The following is a 16,015-nucleotide window of genomic DNA, read 5'->3' as shown; positions in this document are numbered from 1 at the left end:
TAGGTTGACCATGCAAGACCTTAACGACCTCTACTATTTCGCCAAAGTTGTCGAAGCTGGCGGCTTTGCAGCAGCAGGCCGCCTGCTGGGGATTCCCAAGTCGCGGCTGTCACGGCGCATTGCCGAGCTGGAAGAACGCCTCGGCGCACGCCTGTTGCAACGCACCACACGCCAACTGACCCTGACCGCCGTCGGCGAGCGCTACCTGCGCCATTGCCAGGCCATGCTGCTCGAGGCGGAAATGGCTGACGAGGCCGTGGCCAGTATGTCCAGCGAACCGCGCGGGCGCCTGCGCGTCAGTTGCCCGGTGGGCATGGCCCAGCACATGCTGCCGGACATGGTCGCGGGCTTTCTCGCCGCCCACCCGCTGGTACAGCTGGAAATGACGTTGGTGAACCGCCGTGTCGATTTGGTGGCCGAAGGCATCGACGTGGCCCTGCGCGTGCGCGAGTCGGGCGATGAAGACCCGCTGCTAGTGACCAAACGCCTACGCCAGGCCCAGACCATCGTGGTGGCCAGTCCTGAGTTCATCCAAGGTCGGCAAATCGACAGCCTAGACGACCTCAAGCAACTCCCAGTATTGGGAGCCCTGGAAGCCGACCGTCTGGTGCACCTGCGCCTGATCGACCCGCAAGGCAAAAGCGAAGACCTGGCGCTGGAAGCACGCCTGGGCATCGACGACTTCATTGTGCGCAAAGCCTGCGCCCTGAAAGGCTTGGGCTTTACCGTACTGCCGATGATGTATTGCGAAGAGGAATTGGCCAGCGGCCAGTTGGTGCAACTGCTGCCGCAGTGGTCCTCGCCGGGCGGCTGGTTGCAGGCGGTGTACCCGCACCGTCGTGGCGTACTGCCGGCCATTCGTGCCTGGATCGACTACCTGGAAGAAGCCTTCAAGGGCTGCGGAGATCGCTTGCTATGAAAATGACTGAAGCCCACGTCGCCGCTTTCTGCCTGAGCCTGCCCGGCGCGCGGGAAGACTACAAATGGGGCGGCGTGCGCGTATTTTCGATTGCCGGCAACAAGATGTTCGCCCTGCAAAACCTGCGCGGCGAGTCGCTGGCGTTCAAGGTCGACAAAGAACTGTTCCTCGGCCACGTCGACCGCCCGGGCATCCACCCGGCGCCCTACCTCGCGCGGGCCCAGTGGATCATCATGAACACACCCTACCCAATCGGCGCCGAGGAACTGCGTGGGCTGTTGCAGCGTTCTCACCAATTGGTGGTGAGCAAACTGCCCAAGCGCACGCAGGTGGGGCTCAAGTTGGATTAACAAAAGGCACCGCGCGCTCAATGGCCATCGCCGCCGCCAGCGCCAAATGCTCGTGCCACGGTCGCGCGACGATCTGCACGCCCACCGGCAACCCCAAGGCATCCGTACCCGCGCGCACCACCACGCAGGGCCAGCCTGCCAGGCTGTACGGCAAGGTGTGATTGAACAGTCCCGGCCGCTCCGATCTCAGGCGCGGCGCGGGCGCGGCGTCAACCGGGCACAGGATAAGGTCGTAGTCCGCCATGAACCCCAACATGGCCGTGCGAAAGCGATCCCAGTCTGCAAACAATTTTATCGCCTGTGCCCCGGTGCCTTTGCTCATCGCCCAGTAGCGTTCGGTTATGTCGCGCGAACGACTTAATGCAGAGGGGAAGGCGCTATGCAACGCGGCACCTGCGCCTTCCAACACGCTGGCAGCCATCTGCAACGTTGCCTGGGTTATCGGGTCAGCAGGTTCTATTCCGCCATCGCTGTACCAGGCCACGCGCAAACCGCTCAGCGCTTGAGCCTCTACAGCGCGCAAGGGCATTGGAATCACCCCGGCATCCTGACCGTCTTCGCCTGCGATCACCCGGAGCACCAAGGCCAGGTCTTCGACATGTCGGGCTATCGGGCCAATTTGGCTGCGACAGTCACTCAACCCGCCCGGGTGATCGAAAACCCCGGTGTTAGGCACGCGGCCACTGGTAGGTTTTAAGGTGCTAACACCGCAAAAATGCGCCGGTACGCGCAGACTGCCGCCGGAATCACTGCCCAACCCCACCGGTGAAAGCCCCGCAGCAATGGCCGCCGCTTCGCCACCGCTGCTGCCGCCTGGGCTATGGGACAGCGCATGCGGGTTACGGGTGGCGCCATAGACGGGGTTGTCGGTCACCCCACCGCCACCGCCCGGCGGGCAGTTGCTTTTACCCAGCAGGATGGCGCCGGCAGCTTTCATGCGCACCACCACCGCGGCATCCTGCGCCGGCCGGTAGTCAGCGCGCTCAGCCAAACCCGCCGCCGACACCACCCCACAGGTATCGATAACGTCTTTGACGGTAAAGGGAACGCCCTGCAGCACGCCGCCATACTCACCTTGAGCGACGGCCCGATCCGCCGCCCATGCGCTAGCCAATGCCGTCTCGGCACACACTTGCACCAGCGCGTTGATCGCGGGGTTTTGCGCCTCGATACGGGCAAGGTAGGTGGAAACAATGGCGGTGGAGGTGAGCTTGCGCTGTTGAATCAGTGCGGCAAGCTCAGTCGCTGAATGGCGTAGCAATGAATCCGAGAAAGACATTCGTGTTGGCCCAGTGCATTCAAGTACAAGGAGCATAACGCCAGCGTGACCTCGGTTCATACCGGCTATTGGGTAAGAAGCCTCCCGAAAATCAGTCGGTCGTATCCCAGCACTTGAGCCCTATAAAATCGACAGCAGCGTACCGCCCAGGAACAGTTGATCAAGCCAGAACACTTGGTGCAGCAACACAATCACCCAGAACAGAACCTGATAGGACACCTTGCGCGTCTTGTGCCGAAACACCTGCTGGGCGATCAACGCCCCAGGCCATCCGCCCGCAAGCTCCACGGCGTGCAAGATGTTTTCGCGAACACGGCGGCCATCGGTTTGCGCCCTGCGCTTGTCGCCCCAGTACAGAAAAAACGCCACTACGCTGACCACGCCATAAGCCACCAGCGCAATGACCGTCTCGCCGCGATACCACACGAGTGCGGAGCCCATCAGCGGCGCCGTGCACAACAGCAAAAAGATCAACGCCTTCAAGCGCGGATGCTGAATACTCATGGCTTGACTGCAGACCAGTCGATCCAGCCAAACTGCCAGGTCGCCAGAATGAGCAGGCCAAACGCGATCCGATACCAGGCAAAGGCCGCATAACTGTGGCTGGCGATGAACTTGAGCAAGGCCTTGACCGCAATCATCGCGAAGATGAACGAGGTGACAAAACCAATCGCAAACACCGGCAGGTCATCGGGCTGGAACAGGTGACGGTACTTGTAGCCCGAATACACCGCTGCGCCGACCATCGTGGGCATGGCCAGAAAGAACGAAAACTCGGTGGCGGTCTTGCGCGACAAGCCAAACAGCAGGCCGCCAATGATGGTGGCGCCAGAACGCGAGGTGCCTGGAATCATCGCCAGACATTGGGCCAGGCCGACCTTTAGCGCATCTTTCCAGGTGATTTCATCCACCGTTTCAGCGTGAACCTTATGTTGGCGGCGCTCGGCCCACAACATGATCACACCGCCCACCACCAGCGCGGTGGCCACGGTGATCGGGTTGAACAAGTAATGCTTGATCAGGTCGGCAAAGATCACGCCCAGTACGATCGCTGGCAGTACCGCGATCATCAGGTTGACCGTAAAGCGCTGGGCGTTGCGCTGGGTCGGCAAGCCAATGACCACGTCGAGGATCTTGCGCCGAAACTCCCAGACCACGGCCAGGATCGCGCCCAATTGAATGATGATGTTGAACGCCTCAAAGCGTTCGCCGCCGAAGCCGATCAAATCGGCGACGATGATCTGGTGGCCGGTGCTGGAGATCGGCAGGAACTCTGTCAGCCCCTCCACCACGCCAAGAATCAATGCCTGTATGGCAGTCCAAAAATCCATGTTTCCCCCAAAGGTCATGCTCAGCTACTTGCCTTGATAGTCTTTTTAAGCGTCCACTGACGCCGAGCACACTCAAGTGCCCGAGGTGGATTTTCACCATCAGCCCGCAAAAAATTCGTGAAAAATCAGGGAGTACTCAGGTTTTTCGATTATTTGCCGAAAGCCTATCAGACAAGCCGGAAATGTCGATGCAACGCCCACAAATATAAAAGCATGGAGTGACGGGACGATGAACAGTTTGCGCAGCATGTCGATCAGCCGCCGCCTTTGGCTGATCCTGGTAGTCGCCGTATTGATGCTGCTGACTTTGGGGCTGTTAATGCTCAAGCAGATCCATGGCGACCTCTACCAGGCCAAACGCCAGCAGACGCAGCACGTGGTGCAGACGGCCGGCGGCGTGCTGGCCTATTACCAGAATCTTGAGAAAACCGGGGTACTGACGCGTGAAGCTGCGCAGCAGCAAGCCTTGAGCGCGGTGCGTGGCCTGCGCTACGACCACGACGATTACTTCTGGATCAACGACCTGACGCCGGTGATGATCATGCACCCGGCCAACCCCAAGCTTGACGGCAAGAACCTGTCGGCGATTCGCGACCCGGACGGTTTTGCAGTGTTCAACGAGTTCGTGATCCTGGCCAAGGCCAAGGGCGCCGGCATCGTCAACTACCGCTGGCCCAAGCCCGGTTCCGACGCGCCGGTGGCAAAAACCTCGTATATCCAACTGTTCGAGCCCTGGGGCTGGATTATCGGCTCCGGTGTTTACGTGGACGATGTGCAAGCCGAATTCAATGGGCAGGTGTGGAAAACTTCGCTGATTGTCCTGTGCATCGCGCTAGTGATGACGTTGCTGGTAGTGCTGATCGCCCGCAGCATCGTGCAACCCTTGCAGGCGGCGGTGAACGCCATGGGCAATATCGCCAGCGGCGAAAGCGACCTGACGCGCAGCCTTGACACCCACGGGCGCGACGAAGTCACCCAATTGTCCCAGCACTTCAACAGTTTTACCGCCAAGCTGCGCCAGGTGGTCGGCCAATTGCAGATGTGCGCCAACGCCTTGGGCCAGTCGTCCACGGAGCTGGGTGCCAGCGCCAGCCAGGCCAATGAACGCAGCCAGCAGCAGTCGCAACAAATGGAGCTGGTGGCGACGGCGATCAATGAAGTGACCTACGGCGTGCAGGACGTGGCGAAAAACGCCGAGCACGCCGCCAGCGAAATGCGTGACGCCCAGGCCCAGGCGCAGCAAGGACAAGTGAATATCGACGGCAGCTTGCAGCGGATCGACCAGCTCTCCAGCACCATCAGCCAGGCCGTGGAGGTGATCCGCACATTGTCCAGCGAAAGCACGCAGATTGGGGGGGTGCTGGAGGTGATTCGCTCCATCGCTGACCAGACCAACCTGCTGGCGCTTAACGCTGCGATTGAAGCTGCACGCGCGGGCGAACAGGGCCGTGGCTTTGCCGTGGTCGCCGACGAGGTCAGGTTGCTGGCTCAGCGTACGCAAAAATCCACCGCTGAAATCCAGGCGATGATCGAGCGCCTGCAAGGTCACTCGGAAGCGGCGGTAAAGGTGATCAGCGACAGCCACAGCGCTTCGCAACTGACCATAGAACAAGCCGGCCAGGCCGGTGCCAGCCTCACCGCCATTGGTCAGGCCTTGCATAACCTCAATGGGCTGAATGCCTCGATTGCCAGCGCGACCTTGCAACAGGCGCATGTGGTGGAAGACATCAACCAGAACGTCACCCAGGCTGCCGGGTTGTCCCACAGTACGGCGTTGGCGGCGGAGCAGTCGAGTGTGGCGAGTGCGCAACTGCGTGGGCTGAGTGAACAGCTGGATGGGTTGTTGCGCCAGTTTAAGGTTTAGATCGCGCGGCTGAACGGCTGGGCTATCGGGGCTGCGGCTGGGTAGGTGTATATCCGTTATTTGGGGAATGGCTGATAGGGGTTGCGCCCTTAACCAAATAACGGATATGTACTCACACCAACGTTTGAAGAAAACTCACCTCTGGTTACAATCACCGCCCTCTTCCACTCTCCCAAGGAACCACCATGTCCGGGCTTGAACTGTTCGCCGCCGCCCTGGGGGTGATCGCTGTCTGGCTGACGGTCAAGCAGAACCCCTGGTGCTGGCCCATCGGCCTGGTCATGGTGTTGCTCTACACTTGGGTGTTCTTCGACGTAAAACTCTACTCCGACATGCTCCTGCAAGTGGTCTACGCCGCGCTGCAACTCTACGGCTGGTGGCAATGGACCCGCGCCGGGGAGGTCAAGCAAGGCCGCCAAGTCACCCGCCTCGGCGTACCCGCGATCATGACCAGCCTGGCCATCGGTGCCGTCTTCAGCCTGTTGCTTGGCGCCGCCATGGCCCACTGGACCGACGCCGCCCAACCGTGGCTCGACGCCGCCCTCACCGGCTTCAGCTTGGTGGCGCAAATGTGGATGGCGCAAAAACGCGTGCAGTGCTGGCCGCTGTGGATTGTCGTGGATGTGATTTTCGTCGGCCTGTTCCTCTACAAAGGCCTGTACCTCACCGCCGCGCTCTACGCGCTGTTCACCGTGATCGCCGTGCAAGGCTGGCGTGAATGGCGCGCCGATCCGGCGTTGCGCGCATGAAGGTAGTGGTACTGGCCGGCCCCGAGTCCAGCGGCAAAAGCTGGCTGGCGGCTGAACTGCACGCGCACTTCGGTGGGCTGATGGTCGGCGAATATGTGCGCTACTTCATCGACCACCACCAGCGCGACACCAGCTTGGCAGATATCCCAGCGATAGCGCGTGGCCAATTGGCCTGGGAGGACGCGGCCCGCGCCAGACGTCCCAACCTACTCGTCCTCGATACCCACCTGCTGACCAACACGCTGTGGAGCCAAACCCTGTTCGGCGACTACCCGGCGTGGCTGGATGACGAACTGCTTGCTCGGCATTACGACCTGCACCTGCTGCTCTCACCCGAAGATGTGGAGTGGACCGCCGACGGCCAGCGTTGCCAACCGCAACTGGCAGATCGCCGCCTGTTTTTCCAGCGTAGCCTGGAGTGGAGCGAGCAGCACCCGACCCCGTTCGTGGTGATTCGCGGCAACTGGGACGAGCGCCGTGCTCAGGCATTTGAAGCGGTGCAGCAACTGCTCAACGCGTAATACCGACCACAGGATCAACGCAGTCCCTTTGTCTTCGCGCCAGTCAATCGTCTAAAGGAGATTGGCCTATCAACATGCGCATCATTGAAGGTGGCGATTTCCAGCGCGTTCATGGGGCGGGGTCCATCCAGGGCTCTTGGGGTAGAGCCCGGAAGGTGTGCTGATGCTCAATCAGCCCTTAGTAACCGAGCGACAACCCCGTGTTACGACGCGGGTCGTTAGCCCCGTAGAAGCGATTGTTGCCCACCGGCTTGCCGCCCAAGGACGGCGCCCCCACCAGAATGGCCGCCAAGTGGTTGGCGTCCTGAGGGCCGGCAAACTTGTGGCCCCAGCTTTCGAGGATTTTTTGAGTGTCCGGGCTCACCGCGAAGGTTTCGAGGTTGGTGGTCTCAGGCATCCACTGCTGGTGGAAACGCGGCGCATCCACGGCTTCCTGGATGTTCATCTTGTAGTCAATGACATTCAGGATGGTCAGCAAGGTGGCCGTAATAATCCGGCTACCACCGGGCGTACCCACCACCATCACCGCCTTGCCGTCCTTGGTCACAATGGTCGGGCTCATCGACGACAGCGGCGCCTTGCCCGGTGCGATGGCGTTGGCTTTGCCCTGGACCAGGCCGTACATGTTCGGCACGCCGACCTTGACGGTGAAGTCGTCCATTTCATCGTTGAGGATCACCCCGGTCTTGCTCGCCATCACGCCGGCGCCGAACCAGTCGTTGAGTGTGTAGGTAACCGATACCGCGTTCCCCCACTTGTCGACGATGGAATAGTGCGTAGTGTTGTTGCCTTCATGCGGCGACACCCCCGGCTTGATCGCCTGGGAGTCCCCGGCTTTTTGCGGGTCGATGGCAGCGCGCAGCTTGGCGGCGTAGTCCTTGTCCAGCAGGTGGGAGATCGGGTTCTTCACGAAGTCCGGGTCGCCGAGGTAGCTGTTACGGTCCACGTAGGCGTGGCGCATGGCTTCGATCTGGTAGTGCAGGCCTTGGGCCGAGTGATAGCCCAGGTCGGCCATCGGGTAGCCTTCGAGGATGTTCATGATCTGGCAGATAACCACGCCACCCGAGCTTGGCGGCGGCGCCGAGACCACGTGATAGCCACGGTAGTCGCATTCGATGGGCGCCATTTCACGGGTCTTGTACGTGTCGAGATCAGCCTGGGTGATGATGCCTTTGCCGGCCTGGCTGGAGTCCACCAGTGCCTTGGCGACCCACCCTTTATAAAAACCGTCGGTGCCCTTGGCAGAGATTTCCTTGAGGGTCTTGGCCAGGTCTTTCTGTACCAGCTTCTGACCGACCTGCATGGGCTGGCCGTTGTGCAGGAAGATCCCACGCAAGTCCTTGTCTTTTTCGAACTCGCCGGTGGCGGTGTGCAACAGGTCGACATCGCCCTGTTCCAGTTCGAAGCCGTTTTCCGCCAGCCTGATCGCCGGGGCAATCACTTGGGCGCGCTTGAGGGTGCCATATTTGCTCAGCGCCGCCTCCATGCCGGACACGGTGCCGGGCACGCCAACCGCCAAGTGGCCTTTGGCGCTGAGGCCTTCGATGACCTTGCCGTCTTTGTCCAAATACATGTCGGCAGTCGCCGCCAACGGGGCTTTTTCGCGGAAGTCGAGGAAGGTCTTGCGCCCGTCCGCCAGCTGTACGGTCATGAAACCGCCGCCACCGAGGTTACCTGCCGCCGGGTACACCACCGCCAGCGCGTAGCCTACGGCCACGGCCGCATCGACCGCGTTGCCGCCAGCCTTGAGCACATCCACACCGACATGAGTGGCCAAATGCTGGGCGGTCACCACCATGCCATTTTCACCGGCCACCGGAGCTTGGGAGGCGGCCTGCACACCGCTGACCGTCAACACCAGGGCAGTGGCAATCAAGGTACGGCTGAAGGGTTGGTATTTCATCCATGGCTACTCTAGTTATTGAGATGCACCAAAATAGCCCGACTCGAATTTAATCCCCAGCGCAATGGCGTTTTTATTACAGAACTTGTCGGTCACAGAACGGCCGCGAAAATGCCCATGCTGTATTTCGCCCCCAGACTGGCTGCAAGGCACTTTGAGAGGGTGATCAAGAAGACCGGTATTCGGGCTCAACAGGCCGACCAGACGCGTGCGCGCATCCTGCAGACGGCCGTCAAGGTGTTCACCCGCGACGGCTATTCCGGCAGGCGCGTCGACACCATCTCCAAGGCAGCCGACTCCAACGACCGCATGCTTTAGTACTATTTTGGCAGCAAGGAACACCTGTTCATCTGCGTGCTGCTGGTCGCGATAGGCCTGTGTAGAATAGTGCGCCGTGCTGAAGCGATCACTCGCGCCGTGGAGCAAGCGCCCCGGCAGCTGTCGGACGCAATCAGCGCTGGCCTATAAAAATAATGGCGCTAGAATCAGCGCCATTCTTGCGCCCGCCTACCTGATACGAGCCCCCCATGAGCTTTGATTTCGACACGATCCACCCCCGCCTCGGCACTGGCAGCACCAAGTGGAACCGTTACCCGCAAGACGTCTTGCCGATGTGGATCGCCGACATGGATATCGCCGCGCCGCCTGCCGTACTGCAAGCGCTGCATGCTCGCCTGGATCAGCAAATCCTGGGCTACAGCGTGGCTGGACCGGACGTGCGCGAGGCCATCGTCGCCGACCTGTGGGCCAAGTACGCGTGGCGCGTAGCGCCTGAAGAATTGCTTTTTTTGCCCGGCGTCGAACCCGGCTTCAACATGGCTTTGCACGCGTTCGTAAAGCCCGGCCAGCCGGTGGTGCTGCAAACCCCCAACTACCGCCCGATTCGCCTGGCGCCAGGCCACTGGAACCTGCCACGTATCGAAGTGCCGTTCGAGCAGGTTGACGCTGAATACCTCACGCCACTGCCCGCCATGCGCCAAGCACTGACCGGCGCCGGTGCACTGCTGCTGAGCAACCCACACAACCCCATCGGCAAGGTCTTCCCGCGTGAAGAACTGCTGGCCATCGCCAACGCCTGCATGGAAAACGGCGCGCTGATCATCAGCGACGAAATCCATGCAGAACTGTGCTTCGACGGCCGCCGCCACATTCCCACCGCCAGCCTCAGCGCGGAAATCGCCCAGCGCACCATCACCCTCATGTCAGCGAGCAAGGCCTACAACGTGGCCGGTTTGAAGACCTGTTTCGCCGTGGTGCAAAACGCCGAGGTGCGCGAGCGCTTCAATAACGCGCGCTGCGGCATGGTCGACAGCGTCAGCCCGCTGGGCCTGGAAGCCACCCGCGCCGCCTACAGCCAATGCGGCGAGTGGCTGAAGGCGTTGGTGCAGTACCTGCAGGCCAACCGTGACTACCTGCTCAATGCCGTGCAAACCCGTTTGCCCGGCGTGGTGATGCATGCCCCTCAGGGCACGTTCCTGGCGTGGCTGGATTGCAGCGCTCTGGGCCTGGATGACCCACAGCAGTTTTTCCTGGATCAGGCCAAGGTTGGCTTGAGTGCGGGGATCGAGTTCGGGGATGACAGCCAGCAATGCGTGCGCCTGAACTTCGGCTGCCCACGCGCAATGCTGGAAGAAGGTGTGCAACGTATGGAACGCAGCCTGAAAAACCGTTGAAATAGGCTGGCACCTTCCCGGTGCCAGCCCGCTCTCATGCCTTATGCTTGGGGCTTGCCAGCCTCAACCTTCATGCGGCTCACCTGCGCAACACGGCGGGATGATCCCGCCTGACGGGGTGCATTGATCGTCATCAACACGCCATCGTTGGTGATGAATGTCGGCCGTGCTTTATCGTTCGCCGAGTCAGCGGGAAAGGCATTCTTGATCTTCAGCAACCGCCGTAGTTGAGGTGTATCACCGCCCAGCGTTACGACTAAATCCCCCTCAGGCGTCACGCTCCAGTCAGACACTTGGGCGGCGCTGTAGTCCAACCGGACCACACTGTCAGCTGGATCATTGATGCTTACTGTTCTGTAGTCTTTGTTTATCAAGTAAGTGTTGAAACCGCCCTCTCCGGTGACAGTGGCGCCGCCGTTGATCACGATAACGTTCGCGCCTTGGCCGGTGAACACCACATCTTTATGACCATTGAGGGTGAACAGGTTGTTCTGGCTATCACCGTGGATGAGGCTCTCGCCGTCGGGCACCGTGGTTGCATTAGAAAATGACTGGAAATGCGCAATTTTTTTTATGCCTTGCGTATTCGAATCTTCGGTTTTCACCGCAATCGTGTGGGTATTGAAGTTGATGACATGCCCAGCATATCGAGCTGTTTTGTCCTTGCCGGCTGCCTTGAAAGCGGTGCTTAAAGGACCGGAAAATATCAGTGTGTTACTGCCCCCGCCGCCATTGAGTGAGGTTTGCCGAGCGCTAAAACCGGCTTCTTCGGTTTGCTCAACCTGTTGCGCCTGCTCAAGCGTCTGGCGCGCATCTGCGCTGAGCACCACCTTATCGTCGGCATCTCCACCGTTAACGCCTTTTTTACCTCCCCCCAATAGGAAGTAATTGGGCTTGTGTTTCACACCTTCCACCCAGTCATCGCCATCGCCCATGTCCCAGAGCGTTGCCTTATGCTCACCCGGTATACCTTCCACCGCGTTGACCGGCTTGCCGTTCCATGAGTTTAAAGCTCCGGACGTATGATCGTTACCGCCTTTGACACTGACAGCAGGCACCAGGCCAGGTATTTTGATCTCATGCAATATCCACGTAATGGGTGACCACCAGCGTGAAGTTACCAGCCCAACTTTCCCCAGTCTCTGCGTGGCCTTGATGTCTGCAGAACCGAACACCACGCGCTCAAAATGCTCTTTGCCCGCGCCATTCAGGAATGCCGCGTGGCGCTCCCTGCTCTGCGCCTCATACGCCTCGGAATATTTCGCTTCCAAATAGGGTTTCAGGATAGGGAACCCCGGCTCATCCCCAAGGAAAGACTGCAGGCCGAGGCTGAATTTCTGCTGGCCTGTGAGCGATGCGTACTTTTCAATGTCCTCAACGGTACGCACCGCCGAGTAAATCGCTTGTGCGGCCATCAATGTCCCCGCCACGATTATCCCCGCCGGCCCGGCAGCAGTGGCACCCGCCATGAAGGCGGCGCCCAAGGCAATGGAGGTGTAGGCATTCGCGACGGCGAAAGCCCCATTGACGTAGTGGTCTTGGGCTTCTTTGCCGGTACTGTTACCGGCTTTTTGGAATGAGTCGACAGCGGTGTAAGTATCGAAAGGCAGGCTGAACACCAACCCGGCTCCGCCAGCGGCCTTGCCGATCATATTGCCCATGCTGCTGGCCTTGAAGCCTGCGATGGCTGGCGCCTGACGGCTAATGACTTGCTGCGCAACCTTGTTCAAGCCAAACTCCACGCCCATGCTCGCGTAATCCGCCGCCACCGCGCCAAGGCCTATGGCGCCCGCCGTCGTGTCGCCACGCTGGATACTCTCAATAGCGCTGCGCAGCCCCTGGAATGTGCTGAAGGCCTGAAACCCGAGGCCTGCCGAATTCGACGCCCCAGGTTTACCCGCGGTTTGCGCGGAAAAAAAGTCAGCGGGTAACGGTTTTTTACTGCCCACCCACTCGCGCAGTGCACCCGCGTGTCGCGAGGTGTCACGAATAGCGTTTTGCAGCCCCGCGGGAATGCTTCCACCGTCACGCCTGCTGGTCAGCGGTGAGGCGGCTGGGTCGCGAGCGGCAGCGATCTCAGTGAGCACAAGCGTCGCGCGTTCAATGGCGTCACTGCTACCCGACCGGAGAAACGCCTCAAACCGCTGATAATCAAGGTGCATCGCACCGGCTAACTTATGGCCATTGGCATCACCCGCGAGCGGGCTTTCGATCGGCTGGCCATCGATAGTGAAGCCCATTTTATACAGCTCGACACGACTGAGCTTTTCTTCGCCGAGCTGAATCGGAACGCCAGCATCATCCAGCTGTTGCAGGCGCTTGATTTCAACCTCGTTAATGGGCGCCAGCAGCGGGGTCGCGGTCACCCCGCCGGTGCTGGGTAGCGGGCTGGGTGCTGGACTCGGTACGGCCGCGGCACGCGAGGCACGTCCGGTCGCAGAGAAAAGATCGTTTAAGGTGGCAGCGGCGTGACCGTCGAGTTTCCCATCGTAGAGACGTGCGGTGAAGGCTTCCGTAATAAAGTCCAGTGCGCTTCTGTTGGCGCGCTTACTGAGAGGCGGGCCGTCTTCGCGAAGCCCACTCGTGTTGCTGGCCATCTCGAGGAATTCTTTGGCGTCCGTTTTGTAATAACCCAGTACCCCAAACTTACCTGCGAGCAATGCGGCTTGCTTATGCGCCGCAGCGTCATCGCCATCGAGCTGCGCCTGATGACCCATGCGATCCGCAACGGTTTCGCCGTCCGCAGACACAGGGGCGAAAAAGTCGTCACCGATAATCAGCGTGGGCGGGTTGGTGAAACGCAGCTGTGTTTCCGGCTGATCACCTTTATTGGCAATCGTCACGTTGATCTCCGGGCCCACCGCTTTCTCGGTTTGCGGATCGCTTTGCTGAAGTTTCAACAACGCAGCCTCCACGGCGTTGGTCACGAGTTTATATTGACTCACGTCGAGGTTGGCATGACCGGTTAAGTGTACGTCTCTGCCCTGCACGACCTCGGTCTGCAAATTGATCACTGCACCGACTTTGTCCTCAGCCAAATAGGCACGTTGTTGCTCTATACGCTCAAAGGAATAGGGATAGTCAATCGGCGCAGCCGCCTCATTGATCAGGTTGATCAAGGTTTGCTCCAGGTCCTTAAATGGCGATAACAGTGCGGAACCTGGGTGGTTATTTAGAAACTGTCGGACTGACTGTAGTACGGCGGTGGCGTGATGAAACTGCGACATGCCTTTAGACGCATGCAATCTCTCCAAGCGCCCCGAGACTTCTTCGTAATCGGCCAGCGCGGCACCGACAGGAGCAGGCGCTAGAAGATGAAGGCGCTGCGGCGTAGGCACACGCGTGGCATCAATCACCTTGATATTGTCGAGCCCGCTCAGCGGCGCGTCATACATAAACCTTATATCGTTGAGTGTGGGGGCGATGTCGGGAAGGTGGTGTGGGTTGAACACACTGATTAAGTATTTAGGGTCGGTAGCACTTTGATTAATGGGGTCATGCATATGCTTCAACTCCGGGCCGGTAAATATTTTCTTCAGGCCTTTCTCGAACGCGGCCTTGGAAGAAAAAGCCGCAAACCCAACATTCGGGTCGTTGTAGTAATAGGTTCGATCGCCATTGGCGCCCACGATCACACCGGCTGACAGTCGATGCCCGTCTGCGCTGATCAGCAAAGTTTTGGTGGTAGCCGACGTGGTGAGTCGCGGCGCAATGGTGGTATAGGGCGCCAGTGTCAAGGTTGCACGATCATGCGCTATAGCCGCCGTATCCGTGAGGCTCTGTACCTGGGCCAACTTATTAAAGAACGCCTGGGACTCAGGCTCATCAGGGTGAGCCAGCGCCTGGTAGATGTTACCGAGAAAAACCTGATGTTTGCCCTCTGCGGCGGCCAACGACAGAAGATGAGTAATCCCCGCACAGTCCCCTTCGTTCAGTCGGTTGATCACCGCAATATAATAACCCTGAGGCATTGGCGTTACTTTCGTAGCGGTGTCCGTGAGGACTTTAGTAAATACCCTTGCGTCATTGTGAGCTTCATTTATAAGACGCTGTTCACTCAAACGGTAGAGCGCCCCCAACTGCTCTGGGGTGAATCGCTGATTGAGTGCCAGCCTCATCAGTGACGTCTCGCCCATAGGTGCATAATAGCCTGGCAGCGCTACCGCGGAGGGCGTGTTATAGCCTTTCATGAACTCCTTACGACCGGGCCCCACTTTGGTGTCGCTCATTGTTTGCATAAAATAAAGCGGTACATCTACATCTTTTATAATAGCGGGAAGTGCCGATCGATCTCGCGTGGCGACGTTTGACGTAGCCCTGCGCGGCCGAAGGCTCTCGGTTACATTTTGTTGATCATTGTGCACCATGGACGTGCTCTCGGTGGGCACCTGAATCGACAATGGTTTAGCGAGCGACGAAGATAACTGCATAAATGCTTCCAGAGTTAAGTATATAGGCCCGTCATCCCTGTAGTCATGGCTCCTTAGACGTACCAACATACGAACAAGCCCAACTAACAACCATCAGACTTATCTGCCAACGCGCTGAGCTGCACGCAAACAATGAGTTCCGTATTACGCTTGTTTTTTTGTCTCGGCATATGGCCATAAGTTAGTTAGTCGCAATAACTAACCCGCCCCTAGGTTCAATTCACAACGTTTCGTAACACGCTCACAGGACCTGCTGTTACTGTTTCTGCCTCCGTCCCACCGGCAACAACAGGCGTTCGATGGCTTGGCGACTCAGCCCCTTGATCGCTCAACCGATCCCAAATCCTTCCATAAAGCCAAGGACGAGGGCGTTAAACGCCCGTAAATACCCCTGCGCGCAATGTCACCCGTTGCCCACGTAGATCAAGCACCTGCGCCTAACTGACATGAACCTCGCCACAGCGAGTTCTTACCGTCATCGACGCCGAGCCTGGCACCTTCACGGCCAGCTCAGCGTCCACCAGCGTAATCCGCCGTCGCGCGCCGTGGCGGTGTTGAGTTGAGTGCTGCTGCCATCGGCCAACGGCAAGCGCCTAAGCTCGCCCGAGGCGGCGTGCAGGTCCGCGCGCCATGCAACGCATGAAGAGATGGGTTGAGCCGAATGGCTAGCTAGGCCTGGCGGCCTGCGCCAACCATTAAAAGTCATGGCGGCTGTGAGTTTTCTCATGACCACTGCGACGATCGATGCCCTCGCGTGTCGTTGACCTACCTTGTTACACACAATATAGTGTGCCGACAAACAGAACAGACCACTACATAGTGTGCAGTATCGGTATTCACCGACCCCACTACGCGCAGTAACTCAATGCCTAGTAGCCTGCAAACCGCCTATTTTTGGACGGGTTCACACACCGTCAGAACAGACCAGGAAGGAGTATTTCAATGCTGAGTTGGGATGAAGTCGACAACGAAGACACCGGTGCAGCGGTGATCAAG

At 59.2% G+C, this 16,015-nt stretch carries 11 protein-coding genes and 2 pseudogenes; 7 read left to right on the top strand and 6 right to left on the bottom strand.

Annotation, left to right across the window (positions count from 1 at the left end; genetic code table 11):
• Positions 1–10 precede the first annotated feature (10 nt).
• Both FW764_RS00065 and FW764_RS00060 read left to right on the top strand, forming a co-directional pair.
• On the top strand, positions 11–919 hold the full coding sequence (locus FW764_RS00065) for a LysR substrate-binding domain-containing protein (RefSeq protein ID WP_446432166.1): 909 nt from the start codon (positions 11–13) through the stop codon (positions 917–919).
• Entirely contained in the window at positions 916–1,269 is a 354-nt protein-coding gene (locus FW764_RS00060) for an MmcQ/YjbR family DNA-binding protein (protein WP_083358264.1), read from the top strand. The genes FW764_RS00065 and FW764_RS00060 overlap by 4 nt, the downstream gene beginning before the upstream one ends.
• Here the strand turns inward: FW764_RS00060 and FW764_RS00055 are convergent.
• The 3 genes from FW764_RS00055 to FW764_RS00045 form a co-directional block, all read right to left on the bottom strand.
• Complete coding sequence (locus tag FW764_RS00055; RefSeq protein ID WP_446432165.1) at positions 1,256–2,548, bottom strand: amidase; 1,293 nt, start codon at positions 2,546–2,548, stop codon at positions 1,256–1,258. The genes FW764_RS00060 and FW764_RS00055 overlap by 14 nt on opposite strands.
• Before the next feature lie 120 nt (positions 2,549–2,668).
• The gene (locus FW764_RS00050) at positions 2,669–3,052 is read right to left on the bottom strand and encodes a DUF1294 domain-containing protein (RefSeq protein WP_446432164.1); all 384 of its coding nucleotides are present in this window, start codon (positions 3,050–3,052) and stop codon (positions 2,669–2,671) included.
• Positions 3,049–3,879, bottom strand: a complete 831-nt coding sequence (locus FW764_RS00045; protein ID WP_446432163.1) for an undecaprenyl-diphosphate phosphatase — start codon at positions 3,877–3,879, stop codon at positions 3,049–3,051. Before FW764_RS00045 ends, FW764_RS00050 begins: the two co-directional genes overlap by 4 nt.
• 229 nt (positions 3,880–4,108) lie before the next feature.
• On the opposite strand from FW764_RS00045, the gene FW764_RS00040 reads away from it, so the two are divergent.
• The 3 genes from FW764_RS00040 (at position 4,109) to FW764_RS00030 (ending at position 7,013) form a co-directional block, all read left to right on the top strand.
• Positions 4,109–5,743: a methyl-accepting chemotaxis protein gene (locus tag FW764_RS00040; protein ID WP_446432162.1), complete on the top strand. Its 1,635-nt coding sequence runs from the start codon at positions 4,109–4,111 to the stop codon at positions 5,741–5,743.
• Positions 5,744–5,928: 185 nt separating this feature from the next.
• Positions 5,929–6,492: a nicotinamide riboside transporter PnuC gene (gene pnuC / locus FW764_RS00035; RefSeq protein WP_446432161.1), complete on the top strand. Its 564-nt coding sequence runs from the start codon at positions 5,929–5,931 to the stop codon at positions 6,490–6,492.
• On the top strand, positions 6,489–7,013 hold the full coding sequence (locus FW764_RS00030; RefSeq protein ID WP_446432617.1) for an AAA family ATPase: 525 nt from the start codon (positions 6,489–6,491) through the stop codon (positions 7,011–7,013). Before pnuC ends, FW764_RS00030 begins: the two co-directional genes overlap by 4 nt.
• A gap of 178 nt (positions 7,014–7,191) precedes the next feature.
• On the opposite strand, the gene ggt is transcribed toward FW764_RS00030, so the two are convergent.
• Positions 7,192–8,916 (bottom strand): gamma-glutamyltransferase, encoded by a 1,725-nt coding sequence (ggt, locus tag FW764_RS00025; protein WP_446432160.1) that lies wholly within the window; start codon positions 8,914–8,916, stop codon positions 7,192–7,194.
• A gap of 117 nt (positions 8,917–9,033) precedes the next feature.
• Between ggt and FW764_RS00020 the strand changes: the two are divergent.
• Both FW764_RS00020 and FW764_RS00015 read left to right on the top strand, forming a co-directional pair.
• Positions 9,034–9,231 (top strand): annotated as a pseudogene (locus tag FW764_RS00020) (hypothetical protein); the annotation flags it as partial.
• A gap of 212 nt (positions 9,232–9,443) precedes the next feature.
• Positions 9,444–10,589: a MalY/PatB family protein gene (locus FW764_RS00015; RefSeq protein WP_446432159.1), complete on the top strand. Its 1,146-nt coding sequence runs from the start codon at positions 9,444–9,446 to the stop codon at positions 10,587–10,589.
• Between the two features lie 41 nt (positions 10,590–10,630).
• Here the strand turns inward: FW764_RS00015 and FW764_RS00010 are convergent, their stop codons facing one another.
• Complete coding sequence (locus FW764_RS00010) at positions 10,631–15,019, bottom strand: hypothetical protein (protein WP_446432158.1); 4,389 nt, start codon at positions 15,017–15,019, stop codon at positions 10,631–10,633.
• A gap of 440 nt (positions 15,020–15,459) precedes the next feature.
• Positions 15,460–15,650 (bottom strand): annotated as a pseudogene (locus FW764_RS00005) (sugar ABC transporter substrate-binding protein); the annotation flags it as partial.
• Between the last annotated feature and the right edge of the window lie 365 nt (positions 15,651–16,015).

This window comes from Pseudomonas sp. 1152_12, assembly GCF_052850675.1.
Note: the sequence above shows the minus strand (reverse complement) of the source record. Positions and strands in the feature narration are given on the sequence as shown.

Coding starts and splice junctions, on each gene's coding strand:
- FW764_RS00065 (WP_446432166.1), top strand. CDS start 11: ATGCAAGACCTTAACGACCTCTACTATTTCGCCAAAGTTGTCGAAGCT.
- FW764_RS00030 (WP_446432617.1), top strand. CDS start 6,489: ATGAAGGTAGTGGTACTGGCCGGCCCCGAGTCCAGCGGCAAAAGCTGG.
- FW764_RS00010 (WP_446432158.1), bottom strand. CDS start 15,019: ATGCAGTTATCTTCGTCGCTCGCTAAACCATTGTCGATTCAGGTGCCC.
- ggt (WP_446432160.1), bottom strand. CDS start 8,916: ATGAAATACCAACCCTTCAGCCGTACCTTGATTGCCACTGCCCTGGTG.
- FW764_RS00040 (WP_446432162.1), top strand. CDS start 4,109: ATGAACAGTTTGCGCAGCATGTCGATCAGCCGCCGCCTTTGGCTGATC.
- FW764_RS00055 (WP_446432165.1), bottom strand. CDS start 2,548: ATGTCTTTCTCGGATTCATTGCTACGCCATTCAGCGACTGAGCTTGCC.
- FW764_RS00045 (WP_446432163.1), bottom strand. CDS start 3,879: ATGGATTTTTGGACTGCCATACAGGCATTGATTCTTGGCGTGGTGGAG.
- FW764_RS00050 (WP_446432164.1), bottom strand. CDS start 3,052: ATGAGTATTCAGCATCCGCGCTTGAAGGCGTTGATCTTTTTGCTGTTG.
- pnuC (WP_446432161.1), top strand. CDS start 5,929: ATGTCCGGGCTTGAACTGTTCGCCGCCGCCCTGGGGGTGATCGCTGTC.
- FW764_RS00015 (WP_446432159.1), top strand. CDS start 9,444: ATGAGCTTTGATTTCGACACGATCCACCCCCGCCTCGGCACTGGCAGC.
- FW764_RS00060 (WP_083358264.1), top strand. CDS start 916: ATGAAAATGACTGAAGCCCACGTCGCCGCTTTCTGCCTGAGCCTGCCC.